Source organism: Mycobacterium dioxanotrophicus (genome assembly GCF_002157835.1).
GTDB classification, from domain to species: Bacteria; Actinomycetota; Actinomycetes; order Mycobacteriales; family Mycobacteriaceae; genus Mycobacterium; species Mycobacterium dioxanotrophicus.
The window spans coordinates 2,467,328-2,490,036 of record NZ_CP020809.1 but is presented as its reverse complement, the minus strand read 5'-3'; the positions used below and the strand labels follow the sequence as shown (position 1 = coordinate 2,490,036).

Annotated in this window: 18 protein-coding genes and 1 pseudogene; 3 read left to right on the top strand and 16 right to left on the bottom strand. The window is 67.7% G+C overall.

The window, feature by feature from the left end; genetic code table 11:
• Positions 1–44: 44 nt before the first annotated feature.
• The gene (locus BTO20_RS12060; protein ID WP_087076113.1) at positions 45–869 is read left to right on the top strand and encodes an enoyl-CoA hydratase/isomerase family protein; all 825 of its coding nucleotides are present in this window, start codon (positions 45–47) and stop codon (positions 867–869) included.
• On the opposite strand, the gene BTO20_RS12055 is transcribed toward BTO20_RS12060, so the two are convergent.
• Positions 866–2,908: an NAD(+) synthase gene (locus BTO20_RS12055; protein WP_087081985.1), complete on the bottom strand. Its 2,043-nt coding sequence runs from the start codon at positions 2,906–2,908 to the stop codon at positions 866–868. The genes BTO20_RS12060 and BTO20_RS12055 overlap by 4 nt on opposite strands.
• A 99-nt stretch (positions 2,909–3,007) precedes the next feature.
• Between BTO20_RS12055 and BTO20_RS12050 the strand changes: the two genes are divergently transcribed.
• Positions 3,008–3,850: an NAD-dependent protein deacetylase gene (locus BTO20_RS12050; protein WP_087076111.1), complete on the top strand. Its 843-nt coding sequence runs from the start codon at positions 3,008–3,010 to the stop codon at positions 3,848–3,850.
• Here the strand turns inward: BTO20_RS12050 and BTO20_RS12045 are convergent.
• A complete protein-coding gene (locus BTO20_RS12045) occupies positions 3,822–5,090 on the bottom strand; it encodes a cytochrome P450 (RefSeq protein ID WP_087076109.1) in 1,269 nt (422 codons plus the stop codon). The two genes, BTO20_RS12050 and BTO20_RS12045, sit on opposite strands and share 29 nt — an antisense overlap.
• A 67-nt stretch (positions 5,091–5,157) precedes the next feature.
• Between BTO20_RS12045 and BTO20_RS12040 the strand changes: the two genes are divergently transcribed.
• Positions 5,158–5,793 (top strand): TetR/AcrR family transcriptional regulator, encoded by a 636-nt coding sequence (locus tag BTO20_RS12040; RefSeq protein WP_087076107.1) that lies wholly within the window; start codon positions 5,158–5,160, stop codon positions 5,791–5,793.
• 8 nt (positions 5,794–5,801) lie between these two features.
• On the opposite strand, the gene proB is transcribed toward BTO20_RS12040, so the two are convergent.
• The 14 genes and pseudogenes from proB to BTO20_RS11970 all read right to left on the bottom strand — a co-directional run bounded on the left by proB (position 5,802) and on the right by BTO20_RS11970 (position 22,608).
• Positions 5,802–6,914, bottom strand: coding sequence for a glutamate 5-kinase (gene proB, locus BTO20_RS12035; protein ID WP_087076105.1), 1,113 nt, complete (start codon positions 6,912–6,914; stop codon positions 5,802–5,804).
• A complete protein-coding gene (obgE, locus tag BTO20_RS12030) occupies positions 6,911–8,359 on the bottom strand; it encodes a GTPase ObgE (protein WP_087076103.1) in 1,449 nt (482 codons plus the stop codon). Before obgE ends, proB begins: the two co-directional genes overlap by 4 nt.
• Positions 8,360–8,449: 90 nt before the next feature.
• Positions 8,450–8,716, bottom strand: coding sequence for a 50S ribosomal protein L27 (rpmA, locus tag BTO20_RS12025; protein WP_064942652.1), 267 nt, complete (start codon positions 8,714–8,716; stop codon positions 8,450–8,452).
• A 38-nt stretch (positions 8,717–8,754) separates the two neighbouring features.
• Positions 8,755–9,066 carry a 50S ribosomal protein L21 gene (rplU, locus tag BTO20_RS12020; RefSeq protein ID WP_029367319.1) on the bottom strand — a complete coding sequence of 104 codons (312 nt, stop codon included), beginning with the start codon at positions 9,064–9,066 and terminating at the stop codon, positions 8,755–8,757.
• Between the two features lie 164 nt (positions 9,067–9,230).
• A complete protein-coding gene (locus BTO20_RS12015; RefSeq protein WP_087076101.1) occupies positions 9,231–12,359 on the bottom strand; it encodes an Rne/Rng family ribonuclease in 3,129 nt (1,042 codons plus the stop codon).
• 289 nt (positions 12,360–12,648) lie between these two features.
• The gene (gene ndk, locus BTO20_RS12010) at positions 12,649–13,071 is read right to left on the bottom strand and encodes a nucleoside-diphosphate kinase (RefSeq protein WP_087076099.1); all 423 of its coding nucleotides are present in this window, start codon (positions 13,069–13,071) and stop codon (positions 12,649–12,651) included.
• A 24-nt stretch (positions 13,072–13,095) separates the two neighbouring features.
• Complete coding sequence (locus BTO20_RS41110) at positions 13,096–13,230, bottom strand: carbonic anhydrase (RefSeq protein WP_269770345.1); 135 nt, start codon at positions 13,228–13,230, stop codon at positions 13,096–13,098.
• A gap of 235 nt (positions 13,231–13,465) precedes the next feature.
• On the bottom strand, positions 13,466–13,807 hold the full coding sequence (locus BTO20_RS12000) for a DUF4233 domain-containing protein (RefSeq protein ID WP_198344500.1): 342 nt from the start codon (positions 13,805–13,807) through the stop codon (positions 13,466–13,468).
• A gap of 38 nt (positions 13,808–13,845) precedes the next feature.
• On the bottom strand, positions 13,846–15,267 hold the full coding sequence (gene folC / locus BTO20_RS11995) for a bifunctional tetrahydrofolate synthase/dihydrofolate synthase (protein WP_087081983.1): 1,422 nt from the start codon (positions 15,265–15,267) through the stop codon (positions 13,846–13,848).
• On the bottom strand, positions 15,264–17,915 hold the full coding sequence (locus tag BTO20_RS11990) for a valine--tRNA ligase (protein ID WP_198344353.1): 2,652 nt from the start codon (positions 17,913–17,915) through the stop codon (positions 15,264–15,266). The genes folC and BTO20_RS11990 overlap by 4 nt, the downstream gene beginning before the upstream one ends.
• A 98-nt stretch (positions 17,916–18,013) precedes the next feature.
• Positions 18,014–18,628, bottom strand: coding sequence for a DUF937 domain-containing protein (locus BTO20_RS11985; RefSeq protein WP_087076095.1), 615 nt, complete (start codon positions 18,626–18,628; stop codon positions 18,014–18,016).
• Positions 18,629–18,731: 103 nt separating this feature from the next.
• A pseudogene (locus BTO20_RS11980) lies at positions 18,732–19,984 on the bottom strand (saccharopine dehydrogenase family protein).
• Between the two features lie 10 nt (positions 19,985–19,994).
• Positions 19,995–21,971, bottom strand: a complete 1,977-nt coding sequence (locus tag BTO20_RS11975) for a S9 family peptidase (RefSeq protein ID WP_198344352.1) — start codon at positions 21,969–21,971, stop codon at positions 19,995–19,997.
• A gap of 25 nt (positions 21,972–21,996) precedes the next feature.
• A complete protein-coding gene (locus tag BTO20_RS11970; protein WP_087076091.1) occupies positions 21,997–22,608 on the bottom strand; it encodes a hypothetical protein in 612 nt (203 codons plus the stop codon).
• Positions 22,609–22,709: the final 101 nt, after the last annotated feature.

Genomic DNA, 22,709 nt, shown 5'->3' with positions numbered 1-22,709 from the left:
GCGACGAACTGAAGCCGATACCGTTGCCGTTATAGTCGGCACTCATGACATCGGGACACACCCCGCGACCTCCCGAGGGCGACTGGCTCGGCACGCCCTATCTGAGGTTTGAACGGCAGGGGCCGTTCGGCGTCGTCACCCTCGACCGTCCCGCCGCCCGCAACGCCATGACCCCGGCGATGTACTTCGGTATCCGGTACGCGGTCACCCACGTGGAAGCCGACCCCGACCTGGCCGGCCTACTCATCACGGGTACCGGTGACGTGTTCGCGCCGGGGGGCGACCTCGGGGGCGGCGACGGCATCGACGACTGGATGAGCTTCGGCGCAGCGCTGTCCATGGACGTCACACCGTTCGAGACGCTGCGCCAGTCGGTCAAGCCGGTGGTGAGTGCCGTCAACGGGCTGTGTCAGGGCGGCGGGCTGCAGATCGCGATCTGCAGCGACATGGCCGTGGTGAGCGATCGCGCCACGTTCCGGGTGCCCGAGCTCTACCGCGGCATCGCCGACACCTACTACAGCCAGATGCTGGCCCGTTTGATCGGGCCGGTGCGCACCCGCGATCTGATGTTCACCGGGCGCACACTGTCGGCCGCCGAGGCCGTCGACTGGGGCATGGTCGCGCGCGTCGTCCCACACGACGAACTGGCGAACGCGGCCCGTGAGGTGCTGGGCCAGTGCTGCCGGACCGCACCGCGGGCCCGCGGAGTGGTGAAGTCGAGCCTCGACAACTACCTGGGGCTCTACGACCGGATCGGCATGAAGGCCAGCTACAGCGGCGCCGAGGCCGCCGAGGGCTTCCGGGCGTTCAAGGAACGCCGTTCACCGGAGTGGGTCCACCCGCAGCTGCGTGCCGAGGGCCGGCTCTAGTCCTCCGGGATCTCGCGGTCGATCTCGTCGAGCCAGATCCGCGCCGACATGTCCGACGGCGCCCGCCAGTCTCCGCGTGGCGACAGGGAGCCGCCTGCCGACACCTTGGGACCGTTGGGCAGCGCCGAACGCTTGAACTGGGCGAACGAGTAAAAGCGCTGGGCGAACACCTGCAGCCAGTGCCGGATCTCCTTGAGCGAGTAGGCCGGTCGCTTGTCCTCGGGGAAACCGGCCGGCCAGTCACCGACACCCGGATCGTGCCAGGCGTGCCAGGCCAAGAATGCCACCTTGGACGGGCGGAAGCCGTAGCGCAGCACCTGGAACAGTGAAAAGTCCTGCAGCGCATAGGGTCCGACCTTGGCTTCGCTGCTCTGGATCTTTTCCCCCGCTCCGGTCGGCACCAGTTCGGGAGTGATCTCGGTGTCCAGCACCGATTGCAGTACCGCGTTCACGTCGGCTTCGAACTGGCCCGACGAGATGACCCACCGAATGAGGTGCTGGATGAGGGTTTTCGGGACGCCGCCGTTGACGTTGTAATGCGACATCTGATCGCCGACACCGTAGGTGGACCAACCCAGGGCCAGCTCCGACAGGTCCCCGGTGCCCAGCACGATGCCGCCGCGTTGGTTGGCGAGCCGGAACAGATAGTCGGTGCGCAGGCCGGCCTGCACGTTCTCGAAGGTCACGTCGTAGACCTTCTCGCCCCGCGCGTACGGGTGGTCCAGCCCGGCCAACATCACCTCGGCGGTACTGGTGATGTCGAGTTCGGCGAAGGTGACACCGAGTGCCTCGGCCAGCCGCGTGGCGTTGTTCTTGGTGTGGTCACCGGTGGCAAACCCCGGCATGGTGAACGCGAGAATGTCACTGCGGGGACGGGATTCGCGGTCCATGGCGCGGGCGGCGACGATCAGGGCGTGGGTGGAATCCAGCCCGCCGGACACCCCGATGACGACCTTGGGGTAGTTCAGCGCACGCAACCGTTGCTCCAGACCCGACACCTGGATGTTGTAGGCCTCGTAGCAATCCTGTTGCAGCCGTTGCGGATCCGCGGGCACGAACGGGAACCGCTCGATCTCGCGCAGCAGTCCGATGTCCCCGGTCGGCGGGTCGAGCTGGAACTCGATGCGCCGGAAGGCGTCCCCGACGGCGCGGTAGTGCCGCGCATTGTCGTCGAACGTGCCCATGCGTAGCCGCTCGGCGCGCAACAGGTCCAGATCCACGTCGGCTACCGAACGCCGTTCGCCGCGCGGGAACCTCTCGGTCTCGGCCAGCAGCAGCCCGTTCTCCCAGATCATGGTCTGGCCGTCCCAAGCCAGATCTGTGGTGGATTCGCCCTCCCCCGCGGCCGCGTAGATGTAGGCCGCCAGGCACCGCGCCGACGCCGACCGGGCCAACAGACAACGATCCTCGGCCCTGCCCACGGTGATCGGGCTTCCCGAGAGGTTCGCCAGCACCGTCGCGCCGGCCAGTGCGGCGTGCGCGCTCGGCGGGACCGGGACGAACATGTCCTCGCAGATCTCGACATGCAGGACCAATCCCGGCAGGTCCGAAGCCACGAACAGCAGGTCGGGGCCGAACGGCGCGTCGGCCCCGGCGGCGCGGATGGTGCCGCGCACATCGTCGCCCGCCGCGGCCTGCCTGCGCTCGTAGAACTCGCGGTAGGTCGGCAGATACGACTTCGGCGCCACCCCGAGCACGGCACCGCGGTGGATGACGACCGCGGTGTTGTAGATCCGATGCCCGTGGCGCAGCGGAGCGCCGACGACGAGCACGGGTGTCAGGATGGCCGAGGCCGCGACGATCTCGACGAGCGCCTCCTGCACGGATTCCAGCAGGGTGTCCTGCAGCAGGATGTCCTCGATCGAATACCCGGACAGCGTCAGCTCGGGGAACACCGCGACGGCCACACCGTCGTCGTGGCAGGCCTGGGCGAGTCGTAGCACCGATTCGGCGTTGGCCGGCGGGTCCGCCAATGCCGTGTGAAGGGTGCACGCGGCGACCCGGGCGAAACCATGCCGGTAAGCGGAGTAGAAGTCCATCGCTTCCATTGTCACCCGCGGGCTGTCCGATTCGGGGTATCCGGCCGATCTGGCCCGCGTCGGCGCTGCGCGGCCCAGCGTGCGCCTATCCTCGTCAAGGTGGATGCCCCCGAACTCGTCGCCCTGTTGCAAGGCCGTCGCGTCGCGGTGCTGACCGGCGCGGGCATGTCCACCGACTCGGGCATCCCCGACTACCGGGGCCCGGATTCGCCGCCGAGCAACCCGATGACCATCCGGCAGTTCACCTCCGATCCGGTGTTCCGGCAGCGGTACTGGGCCCGCAATCACATCGGCTGGCGGCATATGGACGAGACGATGCCCAACGCCGGACACCGGGCGCTGGCCGCGCTGGAGTCCGACGGTGTGGTCGTCGGCCTGATCACCCAGAACGTGGACCTCTTGCACACCAAGGCGGGCAGCCGCACGGTGGTGAACCTGCACGGCAGCTACGCCCGGGTGGTGTGCCTGGACTGCGGGCACACCATGTCGCGCACCGCACTGGCCGCTGCGCTCGAAGCCGCCAATCCTGGGTTCCTCGAGCGGGCGGAATCGGTCGGTGGCATCGCGGTGGCCCCCGATGCCGACGCGGTAGTTGCCGACACGTCATCGTTCGTCATCGTCGACTGCCCGGTATGTGGGGGCATGCTCAAGCCCGACATCGTCTATTTTGGGGAAAGCGTCCCCAAAGACCGGGTGGAACAGGCGTATTCACTCGTCGATTCCAGCGATGCGTTGCTGGTGGCCGGTTCGTCGCTCACCGTGTATTCGGGTTACCGGTTCGTCCGCCACGCTGTCGCCCACGGGATCCCGGTGGCGATCATCAACCGGGGCCACACTCGGGGCGACGAACTGGCCGCGGTGAAGGTCGACGCCGGCTGCTCCGAGCTGCTCACCCTGCTCGCCGGCGAGCTGGTCAGAACGTGTACGGCATCGCCCGGATAGCGTGCACGAAATTGCCTTGGAGGTAGGCAGGCTCGCCCGCCGCGATGTCGGGTAGTTGGTGCAGCAGCTCGCCGAACAGTGCCCGCAGCTGCGTTCTCGCGACGTGGGCGCCCAGGCAGAAGTGCCGTCCACCGCCGCCGAAACCCAAGTGGGGATTGGGCTTTCGGCTCAGATCGAAGAGTTCCGGATGCTCGAAGACCTCGGTGTCCCAGTTGCCCGAAGCGTAGAACATCACCACCTTCTCCCCGGCTGCGATGTGCTGGCCGGCGAGTTCCACGTCGACCGCCGCGGTGCGGCGGAAGGTCATCACCGGAGTCGCCCAGCGCACGAACTCCTCGACCGCGCCGCCGATCCGGTCATCGAAATCCGCCATCAGCCAAGCCCGCTGGTCCCCGAAGTCGGTCAGGGCCTTGAGCGCATGGCTGGTGGCCTGTCGGGTGGTGTCGTTGCCCGCGACGGCGAGCAGCACGAAGAACGCCGCGACCTCGGCATCGGTCAGGCGGTCCCCGTCGACCTCGGCGTGGACCAGGGCACTGATCAGATCGTTCCCCGGATTCTGCCGCCGATCGGCCGCCAGCGCGTGGGCCACCTGGTGCAGGTAGAACTGGTTGGCACCCAGCACTTCCAGCGGATTGCGCCCGTCCAGATAGACCGGGTCGGCCCATGACACCAGCGCGTCGGCGGCGTGCGCCACCTGTTGCCGCTCGGATTCGGGGATGCCGACCATGTCCGAGAGTGTGCGAATGGGCAGTTCCTTCGCGCACTGCTCGACGAAATCGGTGCCGCTGCCTGCCGCCTTGAGCTCCTGGACGATCTGGCGGGCGTTGTCCTTGATCGAGGATTCGATGCGGGCCACCTGCCGCGGTGTGAAGGCCGAGTGCACCAGCTTGCGAATCAGTGTGTGCCGCGGCGCATCCATGGCCAGGAACGATTGCGACGCCTCCAGCAACTCCTGCGGCACCGTGTCGAACAGCACACCCTCGCCGGACAGGAATGTCTCGCTGTCTCGGCTGACGGTGAGGATGTCGGCGTGCCGGGTGACCGCCCAGAACCCGGGGTCCTCGGGGTCGGGCATGAGCGTGTCCTCGACCGGCCGATGCCAGCTGACCGGCCGTTGGTCCCGCAGCAGGGCGAACGATTTCTCCCGTTCGGCGGCGGTGGTGGACCAGAAGGCCTTCGAGGAGATGTCGATCGGATCGTAGGCGCGCGAACCGGCTGGTGTGATCGGTGACACAGACATGGCCGTGACGCTACGTCTAGACACTGTGTCTAGTCAAGATGTGACCAGGGCCGATAGGCTGAGGCGCATGGCATCGGTGACCCGGAAACCGCAGGCCAACCGTGAAGAGCGGCGCGGACAGATCGAGCGGCAGCTTCTGGACGCCACCGATCGGTTGATGGCCGACGGCACGAGCTTCACCGAGCTCAGCGTGGACCGGCTTTCCACCGAGGCAGGAATCTCGCGGGCCAGCTTCTACATCTACTTCGAAGACAAGGGCCACCTCCTGCGGCGGCTGGCCACCCAGGTGTTCGCCGATCTGTCCGGCGCCGCGGCGCAGTGGTGGGAAGTAGCCGACCGCACCGATCCCTCCGACGTGTACGCCGCCATGGCAGGCATCATCGCGAGCTACCGAAGCCACCAGCCAGTGCTTATCGCGCTCAACGAGATGTCCGGTTACGACCCCTTGGTCGGCGAAACCTATCGCGAGCTGCTCGTCGGGATCGCGGCCCAGCTCACCCGGGTCATCGAAGCCGGGCAGGCCGCCGGGGCCATCCGGGCACAGCTGTCCGCCCAGACCACCGCCAGCACGCTGACCTGGATGGTGGAACGCACCTGCCACCAGAATCTGCCGTCACAGCCCGGCTCCTACGATGCCGAACTTGCCCGCACCCTCACCGACATCATCTGGGGTGCGCTCTATCTGCAGGCTCCCGAGTTGTGATTCGGCGTCTAGAGCGCGACCAGATCGTCGGCGTGTACCGCGGGCCGGCGCATCTCGACCGGCAGATCACGAGTGGACCGACCCATCATGGTCGCCAATTCCGATGCCTCGTAGGCGACGACACCGCGGGCGACCGTCTGCCCGTCGGGCGCACGCAGATCGACCACATCGCCGCCGTGGAACCGGCCGGACACCTGGGTGATCCCGGCGGGCAGCAGCGATCGGCGCTGCTGGATGACGGCCCGCACCGCTCCGTCGTCCAGGTTGAGCGCCCCCGCCGACTCGGCGGCATACCGCACCCAGAAGCGCCGCGCCGACATCCGTTCGGGTCGCGGTGCGAAGACCGTGCCCACCGATGCATCACGCAGTGCCGCAGCGGCATCGGCGGCCGCGGCCAGCAGCACCGGCACGCCGGCATCCGCGGCCAACAAGGCCGACGACAGCTTCGAGGCCATGCCGCCGGTACCGAGGTGGCTGCCCCGGCCCGCGACGACGCCGTCCAGATCACCTTCTGCGGCGACCTCAGGGATGAAGCGCGCGTTGCCTTTTCGCGGATCCGAGTCGTAGAGCCCGTCGATGTCGGACAACAGCACCAGGGCGTCGGCGCCGACCAGTTGCGCCACCAGCGCCGAGAGTCGGTCGTTGTCGCCGAACCGAATCTCGTTGGTGGCCACGGTGTCGTTCTCGTTGACGATCGCCACCGCGTGTAGTGCCCGCAACCGGTCCAGCGTGCGTTGGGCGTTGTTGTGCTGCACCCGCATCGAGATGTCGTGCGCGGTCAGCAACACCTGACCGACAGTCCGGTTGTAGGCGGCAAAGGCGGTGTTCCAGGCATTGATCAACGCCACCTGGCCGACGCTGGCGGCGGCCTGTTTGGTGGCCAGGTCCGTGGGGCGCTTGGTCAGCCGCAACGGCTCGATGCCTGCGGCGATCGCACCCGAGGACACGATCACCACGTCCGAGCCGGCCTTCATCCGGCCCTCGATGGCCTCGACCAGGTACGCCAGGCGGGCCGCGTCGAACACGCCGGTGGATGTGGTGAGCGCAGTGGTTCCGATCTTGACGACGACGCTGCGCGCGGTGCGGATCGCCTCCCGGTGAGCAGAGGGCGTGCCGGTCACTCGTCCTCGCTTCCGGACCTGCGCCGCTCACGACGGGCGGCCTTGCGCTCAGCGGCTCCGACCCGGTCTGTCTGCTCCAGCCGGATGTCGGTGCCGCGGCCGGTCAGCGGCATGTCGATGCCGGCCGGGGTCTGCGGCTCCCAGTCGAATGTCATGTCCCCGATGGTCACCGCGCAACCCGGCCGCGCACCACGCTTGAACAACTCGTCCTCGACACCCAGCCGGGCCAGCCGATCACCGAGATAGCCGACGGCCTCGTCGTTGCCGAAATCGGTTTGCGCAATCCAGCGTTCAGGACGCACACCGCGAACGATGAAGCCACCTTGGCCATCGGAGGACACGGTGAACCCGCTCTCGTCGATGGCGATGGGCCGGATCACCGGGCGTCGCGGTGCGATCTCGGGCTGCGCGTCGCGGTAGGCCTTCACCATGTCCCACAACGCAAAGGTCAAGGGGCGCAAGCCCGCGCGGCTCACGGTCGACACCTCGAACACCGGCCAGCCGAACCGGCGGGCCACCTCGTCGCGGACGAAGTCGGCGAGCTCATGCGCGTCCGGAACGTCGATCTTGTTGAGCACCACCGCGCGCGGCCGCGAGGCCAGGTCCCCCAGAGCCGAATCGCCTTGCAGGGTAGGGGTGTATGCGGCCAGTTCGGCCTCGAGCGCATCGATGTCGGAGATCGGGTCGCGGCCGGGTTCCATTGTGGCGCAGTCCACGACATGCACGAGCACCGCGCAGCGCTCCAGATGCCGCAGGAATTCCAGGCCCAGCCCGCGTCCTTCGGATGCGCCGGGGATGAGACCGGGGACATCGGCCACCGTGTAGGTGTGGTCGCCGGCCGACACCACGCCGAGATTCGGCACGAGGGTGGTGAACGGATAGTCGGCGATCTTCGGTTTGGCCGCGGAAATCGCGGACACCAGTGAGGATTTGCCTGCCGACGGGAATCCGATCAGGCCGACATCGGCGACGGTCTTGAGTTCCAGGGTGAGATCGCGGGCCTGGCCCTTCTCACCGAGGAGGGCGAAGCCGGGGGCCTTGCGGGCCCGGGACGCCAACGCGGCATTACCCAGACCGCCCCGACCGCCCGCGGCGGCTTCGAAACGGCTGCCCGCTCCGACCAGGTCGGCGAGCATGCGCCCGTCTTCGTCGAGGACGACGGTGCCGTCGGGTACGCGTACTTCGAGATCGGCGCCCGATGCGCCGTCACGGTTGCTGCCAGCGCCCTGCTTACCGGAGGGCGCCGCGACATGCGGATGAAAGTGAAAGTCCAGCAGGGTGTGCACCTGCGGGTCTACAACGAGGACGACGCTGCCGCCACGACCACCGTTGCCGCCGTCAGGGCCACCGAGGGGTTTGAATTTCTCGCGGTGCACCGAGGCGCACCCATTGCCGCCGTTACCGGCCCGCGCGTGGATGACGACGCGGTCGACAAACCGGGACATCGGACATCCTCTCCGTCGAATGTGAAGCTATCGCGATATCTCAGTCGAGAACTCGCAGCTGCTTCACATTCGCGGAGAATCCTCGATGTCTCAGGCCTCCGGGCGCGCCACGGGAACGATGTTCACGTTCTTGCGGCCACGCTTGGAGCCGAACTCCACAGCGCCGGGGGCCAGCGCGAACAGCGTGTCGTCGCCACCACGGCCGACGTTCACCCCGGGGTGGAAGTGGGTGCCGCGCTGGCGGACGATGATCTCGCCGGCCTTGACGACCTGGCCGCCGAAGCGCTTGACGCCGAGCCGCTGTGCTGCGGATTCACGGCCGTTACGCGAGCTGGAAGCGCCCTTTTTGTGTGCCATTTAAATGTCCCTCGCCCTGTTCTTCGCCTGACGGCTCATCACTTGATGCCGGTGACCTTGAGCACGGTCAGCTGCTGACGGTGCCCCTGGCGCTTGTGGTAGCCGGTCTTGTTCTTGAACTTGTGGATACGGATCTTGGGGCCCTTGGTGTGCTCCAGAACCTCGCCGGTCACGGCGACCTTGGCCAGGTCGTCGGCCTTGCTCGTGACCTTGGCGCCATCGACCACCAGCGCGACCGGCAGCGACACAGACGCGCCAGGCTCGGCGTCGAGCTTCTCAACCTTCACCACGTCACCGGCTGCAACCTTGTACTGCTTGCCGCCGGTCTTGACGATTGCGTATGTCGCCATCGTGTCCTCTGCTGTGCGGGCGCGCGCTACCGGTCGGTGCGTGCGCGGGTCTTGGGTGGCGGGGGTACCCCGCCGTCACCGGCCTGCGACTGCAGGTACTGGCGACAACTGGTCAAGGGTACGTGACCAGCGGGTAGAGGGTCAAACCGCCCGGACACCCCCTGCTACTCATGGGCGGGGGGGCCCGCGGGTCGAGCCGCTGCCCGGCGACGCGGCCGGCGGGCGACGGTGATCACCTGCGGAAGTTCAACCTCGTGGTCGTCCTCGTCATCGGAGTCGTCATCGATGACCTCGATGTCATCGTCGATGTCGACTTCCTCGTCATCGGAGTCCAGGTCGATCTCGTCCTCGTCCGACTCGTCGTCGGAGTCGGCTTCGTCGTCGTCCTCGTCGGACTCGGTGTCATCGTCCTCATCGGAGTCGACATCGTCTTCGTCGTCGGAGTCCTCGTCGTCCGAGTCTTCGTCGTCGAGGTCTTCCTCGGCCGTCTCACGCGCCACCTGCTCGGCGGTGTCGTCGCCGTGGGCGGTCTCGACCACGCCGTCCTCGGCGCTCTCGAGGTCGTCGAGTTCCTCGTGCTCCTTGGCGTGCTCATCGTGCTCATCGGGCGACTCGTCGTCGTGATGGCGACCGTTGGCCGCAGCCATGGCCTTGAACATCGGATGCTCGCCGGCCGGATGGTCGGGCACCTTGACCACCGGAACGTCCTCGGGCTTGCCGGTCTTCTTGCCACGCTTGCTGCGCCGTCCACTGCCACTGGCGGGCTCGGACTTGCGCCCACCGCCGCCTGCCGACACGGAGTCGACCGGGTCGCCGTGGAGCACGATCCCGCGGCCACCGCAGTGCGTGCACGAGGTGGAGAACGCCTCGATCAGCCCTGTTCCCAACCGCTTTCGCGTCAGCTGCACCAAGCCCAGTGAGGTCACCTCGGAAACCTGGTGGCGCGTGCGGTCCCGGGCCAGCGCCTCGGTCAGCCGCCGCAGCACCAGATCACGGTTGGACTCCAGCACCATGTCGATGAAGTCGATCACGACGATGCCGCCGATGTCGCGCAGCCGCAGCTGCCGGACGATCTCCTCCGCGGCTTCCAGGTTGTTGCGGGTGACGGTCTGTTCGAGGTTGCCACCCGAGCCGGTGAACTTGCCGGTGTTGACGTCGACGACGGTCATCGCCTCGGTGCGGTCGATGACCAGGGTGCCGCCCGAAGGCAGCCACACCTTGCGGTCCATGGCCTTGGCCAACTGCTCGTCGATGCGGTGCACGGCGAACACGTCCGGGCCGGACCCGCCGTCGGCGCCTGCGGCCTCGTACTTGGTCAACCGGCCCATCAGATCGGGGGCCACGGTGTTGACGTAGGAGTTGATGGTGTTCCACGCGTCGTCGCCGGACACGATCAAGCCGGAGAAGTCTTCGTTGAACAGGTCACGGATGACCTTCACGAGCACATCGGGCTCCTCGTAGAGGGCGACGGCGGCGCCGGCCTTCTTCTCGGTGATCTCGGCGGCCTTGGCCTCGATCCCGGCCCAGCGCTCCTGGAGCCGGTTCACGTCGGAGCGGATGTCGTCTTCGTTGACGCCTTCGGAGGCGGTGCGGATGATGACGCCGGCATCGGCCGGGACCACTTCCCGCAGGATCTCCTTGAGGCGCTGCCGCTCGGTGTCGGGCAGCTTGCGGCTGATGCCCGTCGAGGACGCCCCGGGGACGTAGACCAGATAGCGCCCGGCCAGCGACACCTGCGTGGTGAGCCGCGCTCCCTTGTGTCCGACCGGATCCTTGCTGACCTGGACGACGACATAGTCGCCGGGCTTGAGGGCCTGCTCGATCTTGCGCTGAGCTCCGCCGAGGCCTGCGGCCTCCCAGTTCACCTCACCGGCGTAGAGCACACCGTTGCGGCCACGACCGATGTCGACGAACGCAGCCTCCATCGAGGGCAACACGTTCTGCACGATGCCCAGGTAGATGTTGCCGACCAACGATGCCGACGCGGCAGAGGTCACAAAGTGCTCGACCACCACACCGTCTTCGAGCACCGCGATCTGGGTGTAGCGGGCGCCTTCGTGCGGCGGTTCGGTGCGCACCTTGTCGCGAACGATCATCGTGCGCTCGACGGCCTCACGGCGCGCCAGGAACTCGGCTTCGCTCAGGATCGGCGGGCGGCGCCGTCCGGCGTCGCGGCCGTCACGCCGGCGTTGGCGCTTGGCCTCCAGCCGGGTCGACCCGGAAATGCCCTGGATCTCGGATTCGTCTCCGGAGGACTTGTCCGACCGCTCGGCACGCGGAGCCCGCTCGTGCACGACGGTGTTGGGCGGGTCATCGGGCGAACCGCTGTCCTCGGAATCACCCGAGCCGGTCTTGCGGCGCCGGCGACGCCGCCGCCTGCGGGTGCCACCGTCGGTGCCGGCGCTGTCCTCGTCGCCGCTTTCTTCGGAGTCCTCGGACTCGTCGTCGGAGTCGTCGGACTCGGCCTGATCGTCACCGGATTCGGTCTCGCCCTCCGACTCCGGGCCGTTGTCGTCGCTCTGTTCGCCCCGGCCGCGACCCCGCCCCCGGCGGCCGCGGCGGCGTCGGCGCGCGGCAGGCCGGTCGGCCTGGTCGTCGTCGGATTCGCCATCGGAATCACTGTCGGAGGACGCATCGAAGTCGTCGTCCTCGTCGTCGGTGTCGACGGGCTCGAAAACGATCGGCTGGGGCGCGACGAACAGCGGCAGGTAGTCCGCGCGTTCGGTGTGTGCCTCCCGCGCCGGAGGGATGTTCGCGGTCTCCAGGATCAGCCGGGACTCCGGTTCGTCACCCACGACGACGGCCTCAGCCTGCGTGGCCTCAGGCGCCGGTTCGGGCTCGGGTTCCGCTGTGTGGGGCTCGGGTTCCGCTGTGTGGGGCTCAGGCTCCGCCGCCTCGGGCTCCGGTTCTGATGCCACAGGCTCCGGCTCGGCGGGTGGTTCGGATTCCGCCGCCGGTTCCGGCGCGACGGCCGTCGCGGGCGTCTCGGTCACCGTGACGGACTCGCTCACCGCGACCGGCTCGACGGACTCGACCACGACGGCCTCGACCACGCTAGGTTGGACGACGGATTCCGTCGGGGCCAACGCCGCACGGACCCGCTCGGCGTCCGCCTTGTTGACGGTCGAGTGCGCACTGCGGTGGCGTCCGTCGAACTCGGCGAGCGCGTCGAGCACTCGCCGGCTCGTGGTACCGAGCACTCGGGCGAGCGAATGGACCCTCAGGCGTTCTGGGAGTCCGTCCTGCTGCGGAGTCTGGGTGGATTGGTCTTCGGTATGGGCATCTTCGGCCACGTATTCTCCTCAAGCCCCCGGGCGCGTCGTAGCGACGCGGCCACGCGAGGGCTTCCGCTATGGGCCCGGGATACTTCACCCGGACTTGTTGTGGTCTCGCTCCGGGCGGCTCAATGGTGAACCCACCCGGTGCCTGGCTGAATGATGGCTGGACGGTCGGCGCCGCACCGGATTGCGGTGGTCGCGCTCGTCGAAGTCTTCATCCGGGTGTTCAGCCTCGGTTGAGGCTGGCTACCCGCGACCAGTATCCCACATCACTGCGGCTGTACCGACCAGACCGCGTGAGGAGTTACTCCCCGGCAGATTCTCCGGGGAACCAGAGGGCGATCTCGCGGGCCGCCGACTCGAGCGAATCCGAGCCGTGTACCAGGTTGTCCTGGGTCACCAGGGCCAGGTCGCCGCGGATCGTGCCCGGCAGGGCCTTCTCGACCGGATCGGTGCCGCCGGCGAGCTGACGGAACGCGGCCACCGCGCGGGGGCCCTCGACGATCGCGGCGACCACGGGGCCGGACGTGATGAATTCGAGCAGCGAACCGAAGAACGGCTTCTCCGCATGCTCGGCGTAGTGCTGCCGCGCCAGCTCATCGCTGACGTTCTTCAGCTCCAGGGCCGCCAGGGTCAGGCCCTTGCGTTCGATTCGGCCGATGATCTCCCCGACCAGGTGGCGCTCTACGCCGTCGGGCTTGATCAACACGAGGGTCCGCTCAGTCACGGCGCACAGCGTACCGTCTGCCGTTCAGGCGATCGTCGCCACTCCCGTATCACGGCTGTAGTAGGCCGTGACGACCTGCACTGCACCGGAATTCAGCCGGTCCCGGATCACCGATGTCGCCGCGATCGCGTCCTTGGACAGCTCGGCATTGGCGCGCACGGTGTTGTCCAGAAGGTCGCCCTGCGATTGCCGTCGCGCAATTGCTGCAGCGCCACGTCGGGGTGGTGATCACCGGTCTCGGAGACTCGGTGACGAACACCTCCCCCGGCGGAACGGTCACCGTGTCGACGCCGACGAGCCCGAGCCAGCGGCGCCGGAAAATGTAAGGTCCATCTCACCACTCCCGTCGCCGACGTCAATAACTGACAATCATCGGCGGCCGGTGGCGGTGTCGTCAGCTTTCCGGCGAATCCTGTTGGCCGGGCAGCAGGCCGCGGGCCTGCCGCCGCTTCACCTCACCGCGCAGGTACAGGATCAACAGCCAGACCAGCAAGAACACCAAGCCGATGAAGCCGATCCCGGCGTGGATCACCACCCCGGCGATCACCACGAACTGCAGTCCCAGGTTCACCCAGAGCGCCCACGGTCTGCCCTGCATACCCGCCATCAGGATGAGGACCACCGCAAGGCCGACGAGGTAACCCCCGGACCACACGGTCAACCCGTTGGCGCCTTTCGCGACGACCGGCAGGGCCAGCAGCACGACGATGGCTTCGAGGATCAGGGTTCCGGCCATGACGCCGCGGAAGCTCTTCCACGGATCAGGTGGCGTACTCACTGTGGGTCCTTCCCGAAAAGGGTGCGTGCGGCGCCGGCCGTCACCACCGAACCGGTGATCACCATGCCCGCCCCGGACAGCCCCTCGCCCTCGGCTCCGGCGTCCTCGACCAGGGCGGTGGCGATTTCGATGGCGTCGGGCAGGGTGGCCGCCGTGATCACCCGGTCCTGACCGAACCGTTCCTCGGCGCGTTGCGCCAACGACTCGACGTCGAGGGCGCGCGGTGAGCCGTTGTGCGTCACCACGAGCTGATCGAACGCCGGCTCGAGCGCGGTCAGGATGCCGTCGACGTCCTTGTCGGCCAGCACCGACACCACGCCTACCAGGTAGCGGAAGTCGAACTCCTCGCGCAGCGCTTCGGTCAGCGCCTCGGCCCCGGCGGGGTTGTGGGCGGCATCGATGAAAACCGTTGGCGCACTGCGCATCCGTTCCAGCCGGCCGGGGCTGCGTACGGCCGCGAAACCGGCCCGCACCGCGTCGATGTCGAGTTGCCGGTCGGCGCCTGCACCGAAGAACGCCTCGACCGCCGCCAGCGCGACCACCGCGTTGTGCGCCTGGTGTTCGCCGTGCAGCGGCAGGAAGATGTCCGAGTACACCCCGCCGAGGCCCTGCAGTTCCAGCAGCTGGCCACCGATGGCGACCTGACGGCCCAGCACCGCGAACTCCGAGTTCTCCCGGGCCACCGCGGCGTCCGCGCGCACCGTCTCGGCCAGCAGCACCTCCATCGCCTCGGGCGGCTGCGCCGCGATCACCGCGACGGTGTCGGTCGGCACCAGATCATCGGGCTGGCGGGTGATGATCCCGGCCTTCTCCCCCGCGATCTCGGCGAGCGTGTCACCGAGGTAGTCGGTGTGGTCCAGGCCGATCGGCGTGATCACGGCGACAGGCGCGTTGACGACGTTGGTGGCGTCCCATCGGCCGCCCATCCCGGTCTCGATCACGGCGATGTCGACCGGGGCGTCGGCGAATGCCGCGAAAGCCATCGCCGTGAGCACCTCGAACTTGCTCATCTTCGGCCCGCCTGTCGCTTCGGACTGCTGATCGACGAGCAGGACGAACGGCTCGATCTCGCGATAGGTCTCCACGTAGGTCGCCGGCGAAATGGGTTTGCCGTCAATGGAAATCCGCTCCACCGCGGACTGCAGGTGCGGGCTCGTGGTGCGCCCGGTCCGCCGGTGTAAGGCGGTCAGCAGGGCGTCGATGATCCGGCACACCGAGGTCTTGCCGTTGGTGCCGGCAACGTGGATCGACGGGTACGCCCGCTGCGGTGAACCGAGCAGTTCCAGCAGCGCGACGATCCGGGTCGTGCTGGGCTCCAGTTTGGTCTCCGGCCACCGCTGGTCGAGCAGATGCTCGACCTGGAGCAACGCGGCGACCTCGTCCGGCGACGGAATCGGGTCAGGCCCCGGATCCGTCATTTGAGCCCGGCCAGGCGCGCGGTGATGCGTTCGACCTCCTCGGTGGCCACCTGCTGGCGACCCCGGATCTTGTCGACCACCTCGGCGGGTGCCTTGGCCAGGAACGCGTCGTTGCCGAGCTTGGCGGCGGTGGTGGCCATTTCCTTTTGTGCGACGGCCAGGTCTTTTTCGAGCCGGCGCCGTTCGGCGGCGACGTCGACGGTGCCCGACGTGTCCACCTCGACCACGACAGTGGTCTGCGACAACCGCACCTCGACAGCAGCCGACGGCGTGAACCCGTCTCCGGCCTCGGTCAGCCACGCCAGCGACGTGATCGCGGGCAGCTGCTCGGAAAGCTGCGCCGCGGCGATGTCGGACAACCGCGCCGGAACCTTCTGCCGGTCGGCCAGCCCCTGATCGCTGCGGAACCGCCGCACCTCGGTGATGAGCTTCTGCATGTCGGTGATGCGTTGTGCCGCAACCGGATCCGGAGCGAAACCGGACGGTTGCGGCCACGCCGCGATGACCGCCGACTCACCACCGGTGAGGGTCTTCCACAGCGTCTCGGTGACGAACGGCATCACCGGGTGCAGCAGCTTGAGCAGAGTGTCCAGGACTGCCGCGAGCACCGCCGTGGTGTGCGGCAAACCGCCGAAGATCTGCACCTTGGCCAGCTCGACATACCAGTCGCAGAACTCGTCCCACGCGAAGTGGTACAGCGCCTCGCAAGCCCGGCTGAATTGGTAGGAGTCGAGCGCTTCGTCGACCTCGGCGCGGACCTCTTCCAGCCGGCCCAAAATCCAGCGGTCGGCGTCGGTCAGCTCGGCCGCGGGCGGTAGGGCCGCGGGGGCGGCTCCGTTCATCAGCGCGAACCGGGTCGCGTTGAACAACTTGGTGGCGAAGTTACGTGAGGCACGGGCGTGGTCCTCGCCGATGGACAGATCACCGCCGGGGCTCGCACCGCGCGCGAGGGTGAACCGTAACGCGTCGGCGCCGAACATCTCCACCCACTCGAGCGGGTCGATGCCGTTGCCCCGCGACTTGCTCATCTTGCGGCCGAACTCGTCGCGAATCAGCCCGTGCAGGAACACATTCTGGAATGGCACCTGGCGGCCACGCTTGCCCTCGAGCGTGATCGCCGGGTCGTCGCCGACGAACGTGCCGAACATCATCATGCGGGCCACCCAGAAGAACAGGATGTCGTATCCGGTGACCAGCACGCTGGTGGGATAGAACTTGGCCAGATCGGCCGTGTGGTCGGGCCAGCCCATGGTCGAGAACGGCCACAGCGCCGACGAGAACCAGGTGTCGAGCACGTCGGGGTCCTGCTCCCAGCCTTCCGGCGGAGTCTCGTCGGGTCCGACGCACACCGTCTCACCGTTCGGGCCGTGCCAGATCGGGATCCGGTGACCCCACCACAGCTGCCGCGAGATACACCAGTCGTGCATGTCGTCGACCCAGGCGAACCACCGCGGCTCCAGGCTCGGCGGGTGAATCACGGTGTCGCCACCGCGCACCGCGTCACCGGCGGCCTTGGCCAGGCTCTCCACCTTGACCCACCACTGCAGCGACAGTCGCGGTTCGATGGGCTCGCCACTGCGCTCCGAGTGTCCCACGCTGTGCAGGTAGGGCCGCTTCTCGGCGACGATCCGGCCCTGCTCGGCCAACGCCTCGCGCACCTTGACGCGTGCCTCGAACCGGTCCATCCCGTCGAATTGCGTTCCAGTGTCGGCGATCCGGCCCTTGGTGTCCATGATGGTCGGCATCGGCAGCTGGTGGCGCAACCCGATCTCGAAGTCGTTCGGATCGTGTGCGGGGGTGACTTTGACTGCGCCCGTACCGAATTCAGGGTCGACGTGGGTGTCGGCCACGATAATGATGCGGGCATCGGTGAACGGGTGCGGCAATGTCGTGCCGACCAGATGGCGGTACCGCTCGTCGTCGGGGTGCACGGCAATCGCGGTGTCGCCCAGCATGGTTTCGACGCGGGTGGTGGCCACCACGATGTGGGGCTCGTCGTCGCTCATCGAGCCGTAGCGGAACGACACGAGTTCACCCTCGACGTCCTCGTACTTGACCTCGAGGTCGCTGATCGCGGTCTCCAGCACGGGCGACCAGTTGACGAGCCGCTCGGCCTGGTAGATCAGTCCGGCGTCGAACAGGCGCTTGAAGATCGTGCGGACCGCACGGGACAGGCCGTCGTCCATGGTGAACCGGTCGCGGCTCCAGTCCACACCGTCGCCGATGCGGCGCATCTGGGCGCCGATGGTGCCGCCGGACTCGCGCTTCCAGTCCCACACCTTCTCGACGAACTCTTCCCGGCCGAAGTCTTCCTTCGTCTTGCCGTCGGCGGCGAGTTGCTTCTCGACCAGGGTCTGAGTGGCGATGCCGGCGTGGTCCATGCCGGGCAGCCACAGCACTTCATAGCCCTGCATCCGCTTACGCCGGGTCAGCACGTCCATCAAGGTGTGGTCCAGGGCGTGGCCCATGTGCAGGCTGCCGGTCACATTCGGCGGCGGCAGCACGATCGAATAGGCAGGCTTGTCACTCGTGGCGTCGGCGGTGAAGTAACCGGCATCCACCCAGCCCTGGTACAGCTCGGCTTCTACCGCACCCGGCTCCCAGGACTTGGGGAGGGCGTCGGCGCGATTGTCAGGGGTGGAGGTCACCGCGCCATTCTAGGAAGGAGTGGCCCGGATACGCTAAAGCCCCCGACGCCGCGGTATTCGCTGGCGACGGGGGCTTGCGCGGAAAACGATCTCGGGAGCTACTTCTTCCCGCCCAGCAGACCGCCGAGGATCTCGCCGATCGCGTTGCCCTGGCCTCCGCCGCCACCACCGAGCACGCTGCCGAGGATGCTGCCCAGCGGATTGTTCGCGCCGCCACCTCCGCCGCTCGCCCCGCCCAGGATGCTGCCGAGGATGTCCCCGAGCCCGCCGCCCGAGGCCTGGGCCGCCGGCTCGGCAGGCGCATTCTTCTGCGCGAACTGCTTGCCGATGTAGGCCAGCACGATCGGGGTCAGGATGGGCAGCAGCTTCTTGATGAGGTCCCCACCGCCGGCACCGGTACCGGCCAACGCCGAGGCCACCTGGCCGCTGTCGTTGCCGCCGAAGATGTGGGCGACGAGCTGGTCGCCCTCCTTCTGGTCCACGTCGTCGACCTTCACGCCGCCGTCGAGCAGACCGCTGGCGCCCTGCGCGGTGACCGCGGACTCCAGGTTGCTCGAGTCGATGTTGTCGGCCTGCACGTTCTGCTGAACGCCACCGACGAGCGCGGGAACCAGCGTCTTGATGGCGTTGTTCACCTCACCTTCATCGGCGCCCAGCTTGCTCGCAATCTCCGCTACGGGAATCTGTGCGAAGAGGTCGTTCAGATCGGCCATATTGTTCCCACCTTCGTTGCTGGCGTTGATGAAGTCCTCGCCGACGACCCTAGTCGAATTGATCTTGTTACACAGGTGTTCCGCGCGCCGGGATCAATTCGGCTCAAGTCAGCGCGGTGGTCTCCAATTGCACGTCGGCAGCAGGGAATCGGGCCAGCAGGGCATCACCCATCGCGGCCGCCGGAGTGAGCACCCCACGCAGGTCCGACAGCTTGTCGCGATCCAGCGCCAGGGCCAGCCCGCACTCGCCGAGCAGCACCGCGGTGGCCTGGTATCCGGGGGTCACCCTGCTGGGCCATCGACGCCACGTAGCGCGCACCGGACGTCGTGGTCGTGTAGGTCTCGACGCGGTAATGCCCACGCATGCGGGTTTGTTCGCTGGGGCCGGTGCCCGGCTTGGGCGCCAACCGTTCGACGAGTGTGGCGGGCAGCCGGTCGAAGTACCGGCTGCCCAACCCCGAAGGCCACGGCGCTGGATCCGGTGAGCGCCGCGGCTGCCAGCGGCGCGGCGAGTGACCGGCCCAGGCTCATCTGCTCGGTATAGGCGAACCGGCGGCCGTAGGCGTAGTCGAGGAGCGCGTTGCTGCGCCGCACGATTCGGGTGTTCGGCCCCGCCATCGCGAACGCGCCCGTCCAATAGCCCGCCAACTCCGGTGCGATCTCGCCACCGCGGCGCCACCGCACGTCGGGCTGGCCACCGAGTTCGGGCTCGGTAGCGCGATCGGGGCTCAGCGTGTACGGGTCGTTCATCAGCTGGCGGGCGTGCGGATCCCGCGACGACGTCCGCATGAACTCCATCATCGAGGCCACCGTGCCGCCCGACACACCCCCGGCGAACGTACGCACCACCAGGTCGGTGTCACCGAGCTGGCCCGCACCGTCGGCCGCGGCCCGCCGGTACAACGCGTACGTGGTGAGATCGGATGGGACGGAATCGAATCCGCATGAGTGCACGATCCGGGCCCCGGTATCGAGCGCCTGCTTGTGAAACTGGTCGATGCTCTCGCGGATGAACATGGTCTCGCCGGTGAGGTCGGCATAGTCGGTTGCGGCCGCGGCGCAGGCGGCCACCAACGGCAGGCCGTATTTCGTGTAGGGCCCGACGGTGCTCACCACCACCTGCGTGCGGGCTGCCATCACCTCCAGGGTGGACGGCGCCGACGCGTCGGCGGTGAGCAGCAGCCAATCCCGGGCTCCCGCACCGAGGCTGTCGCGGACCGCCCGCAACCGCTCCTCCGACCGGCCTGCCAGCGCGATCCGCGCTCCTGCACCCGCCCGGGCCAGGTATTCGGCGGTGAGCTTGCCGGCGAACCCGGTCGCCCCGTACAGCACCAGATCGAACTCACGCTGCGTCATCACGCCGACGCTACCCGAGCAGATCAGGCAGCCGAGTCTCTTCGTCGCGCAGGTGCTGACCGAGGAACGCCGTCACCACCTGGTACCAGATCTTGGCGTGTTGCGGCGCAAGCACCCAGTGGTTCTCCGTCGGGTAGTACAGGAAGCGATGCGGGCTCTGGCCGTTCTCGTCGGCGGGCAGACCCGAGGACGACAGCAGCTCGTACCAGAGCCGCAGGCCTTCACCGATCGGTACGCGATAGTCCTTGTCCCCGTGGATGACCAGCATCGGCGTGTGGATCTGCCCGACGTAGGAGTGCGGTGAATTGCGCTGTGTCATTTCGGGTGTCATCTCACGAGCCCACCAGAACGCGCTGTCGGTGGTGGGTCCGAATTGGTCGAGCGCCCACAGGCTGGCGTGCGTGACGATCGCGTCGAACCGGTCGGTCTGCCCCGCGATCCAGTTGGCCATATAGCCGCCGAACGAACCGCCCATCGCCGCGGTACGGGAATCGTCGATCCGCGGGTGCTCACACGCCGCGTCGACGGCGGTCATCAGATCGGCGTAGGGTTCGGCGCCCCAAGCGCCCCAACCCCTTTGGACGAACTGCTGACCGTAGCCCGTGGACAGGCCCGGATCGGGCATCAGCACCGCGTACCCGTGAGCGGTGAGCAGCCACGGATTCCACCGCCAGTGCCAGGTGTTCCAGCTACCCAACGGACCCCCGTGGATCCACAGCACCAGTTCTGCCGGCTCGTCGCCCTCGGGCAGAGTCAACCACGACCGGACCGGGGTCCCGTCGTCTGCAGTGGCGACCAATTCGGTGACTGTTCCGGGGATTTCCGGAATGTCGACGCACGGCAACTCGGTGATCGTGCCGTCGGGGTCGAGCCGGACCGGATGCGGCGGCACGGCATACGAGCTGCGCAGCGCGTAGATGACGCCACCCGGCGCGGGACACACATCGGTGTAGGCGTAGTCGTCGTCGGTGAGCTTGGCGACGGTTCCGCTGCCGGGGTCGACTGTGAAGATGGGCCGACGGCCGGCGTCGTCGGCGGTGACAATCAACGCCGACGAGTCTGCCGCCCATGCCACAGACGCGGGCCAGCGATCCCACTCCGCGGTGATCTCGACATGGGCCTCACCGAAGCGCATGCAGCACAGCGTGATCCGCGGGGCTTCCGTGGGAGTTGAATGGCTTTCCCTGGTGAACGCCACGGCACTGCCGTCGGGCGCGATGACCGGGTGCTCCAGTTCGGCGCCGGCTTCCTCGGCGATGGTCGTGTGCGTCCCGGAAGCTCGGTCGACACGGACCAGAACGGACCGGTTGGACACGCCCGGCCCGGGCACATGCCAGGACGTGACGAGGAAGTCCCCGTCGCTGCTGAGGTCGAAGGTGGTCTCGCGCAACGCGTCAGCGGGATGCGGGGTGAGATCGGTCGGTCCGTCGGCATCGATCAGGTGTGGCTGGTCGGGGCCGAGGTCATGGTCCCAGAACCGGACCGGATAACCGGTGTGCAGCACGGCCGACACCGCATTGTCCTCGCGCCGTTCGCGCAGCGCCTTGTCGTCGGCAATGCTCTCGGCCGAGAACAGCTGCGCCGCGGTGACCACGGTGGTGTCAGCGGCCCGCGCACTGGCGATCGCACTCACGCCGCCCGGCATGCTGAGCATCTCGGCCGCCTCACCGCCTGCCGCAGGCAATCGCCACACCGCGGCAGGCGCCTTGTCGTCGGCGGCGCCTCCCGGTACCGGTCGGGCGGCCAGGAACAACAGATCACCGGTGCTGGTGAACGTCGGCGCGGACTCCCCCTTGGCGCCGTGGGTCAACCGCCGCGCGGGCTGGTTGCCCTCGGCATCCAGTTCCCAGATGGCCGTGACGAATTCGGTGTGCTTGTCATTGAGCACGCTGAACGTGGTGACCACGCGCGAACCGTCCGGCGACACCGCAAGGCCGGAAACCCGGGGCAACGCAAGGTACTCGTCGAGATCGTGAAACGGCGTCATGGTCACTCACGGTAGCCGCGTGCCGTCAGACCACCTGGGTGACCTGGCCGGTGCTGTCGGCACGAACCTGCTTGCTGCTGCGGTCGCTGGTGACATTGACGAAGATGATCACGTTGTCGTCGAACGGCAGGTTGCGCTTGACGCTGACGCTCTGCACCGCGCCGTCCTTGATGTCGCTGGCCGGCACCGCGGCATCGATGGCTGCGGCGATGGCACTCGTCGGGACATCGCCGATCGCGAACAGATTCTGCTGCAACGCTTCGGTGTCGTCGTCGAAGTCGACCGGGCGCGACGGTCCGACAGTGCCCGCGGTGTAACTCCATTGATTCAGCTCGTTCGGGGCGTTCGGATCGACGGCCTGAACGCTGAGCGCCGAGGGGCTGATGATCACCTCGACCACCTGCATCGGGTTGGCCCCGACCTTCTGCGAGATCGCCCCCAGCGCATGGTCCATGCCCTCGGCGGTGAGCAGATTGCCCGAGACCGCGTCGTTGATCTTCTCGGTTCCCGACGTCACCACCTTCTCCGCGACATCCGAGGCCGCTTCCCTGAGCTCGGTGACCTTCGAGCAACTGCTCAGTGCGAGCGTCGCGAGCGCCGCAGCTGTGAGCATGATGCCGAAGCGGGTGACTTTCATCTGGTCCTCTCATTCTGTTGTTCTGGTCGGCAACAGCGTGCCGCCGCGAGCGCGCTACCGATCCCAAGTCCGTTGGTGCGCGCTCCCATTTGGCTACATTC

Coding starts and splice junctions, on each gene's coding strand:
- BTO20_RS12060 (WP_087076113.1), top strand. CDS start 45: ATGACATCGGGACACACCCCGCGACCTCCCGAGGGCGACTGGCTCGGC.
- BTO20_RS12055 (WP_087081985.1), bottom strand. CDS start 2,908: ATGGACTTCTACTCCGCTTACCGGCATGGTTTCGCCCGGGTCGCCGCG.
- BTO20_RS12045 (WP_087076109.1), bottom strand. CDS start 5,090: ATGTCTGTGTCACCGATCACACCAGCCGGTTCGCGCGCCTACGATCCG.
- BTO20_RS12040 (WP_087076107.1), top strand. CDS start 5,158: ATGGCATCGGTGACCCGGAAACCGCAGGCCAACCGTGAAGAGCGGCGC.
- obgE (WP_087076103.1), bottom strand. CDS start 8,359: ATGTCCCGGTTTGTCGACCGCGTCGTCATCCACGCGCGGGCCGGTAAC.
- rpmA (WP_064942652.1), bottom strand. CDS start 8,716: ATGGCACACAAAAAGGGCGCTTCCAGCTCGCGTAACGGCCGTGAATCC.
- rplU (WP_029367319.1), bottom strand. CDS start 9,066: ATGGCGACATACGCAATCGTCAAGACCGGCGGCAAGCAGTACAAGGTT.
- BTO20_RS12000 (WP_198344500.1), bottom strand. CDS start 13,807: ATGGCCGGAACCCTGATCCTCGAAGCCATCGTCGTGCTGCTGGCCCTG.
- folC (WP_087081983.1), bottom strand. CDS start 15,267: ATGACGGATCCGGGGCCTGACCCGATTCCGTCGCCGGACGAGGTCGCC.
- BTO20_RS11985 (WP_087076095.1), bottom strand. CDS start 18,628: ATGGCCGATCTGAACGACCTCTTCGCACAGATTCCCGTAGCGGAGATT.
- BTO20_RS11975 (WP_198344352.1), bottom strand. CDS start 21,971: ATGACGCCGTTTCACGATCTCGACGAGTACCTTGCGTTGCCCCGGGTT.
- BTO20_RS11970 (WP_087076091.1), bottom strand. CDS start 22,608: ATGAAAGTCACCCGCTTCGGCATCATGCTCACAGCTGCGGCGCTCGCG.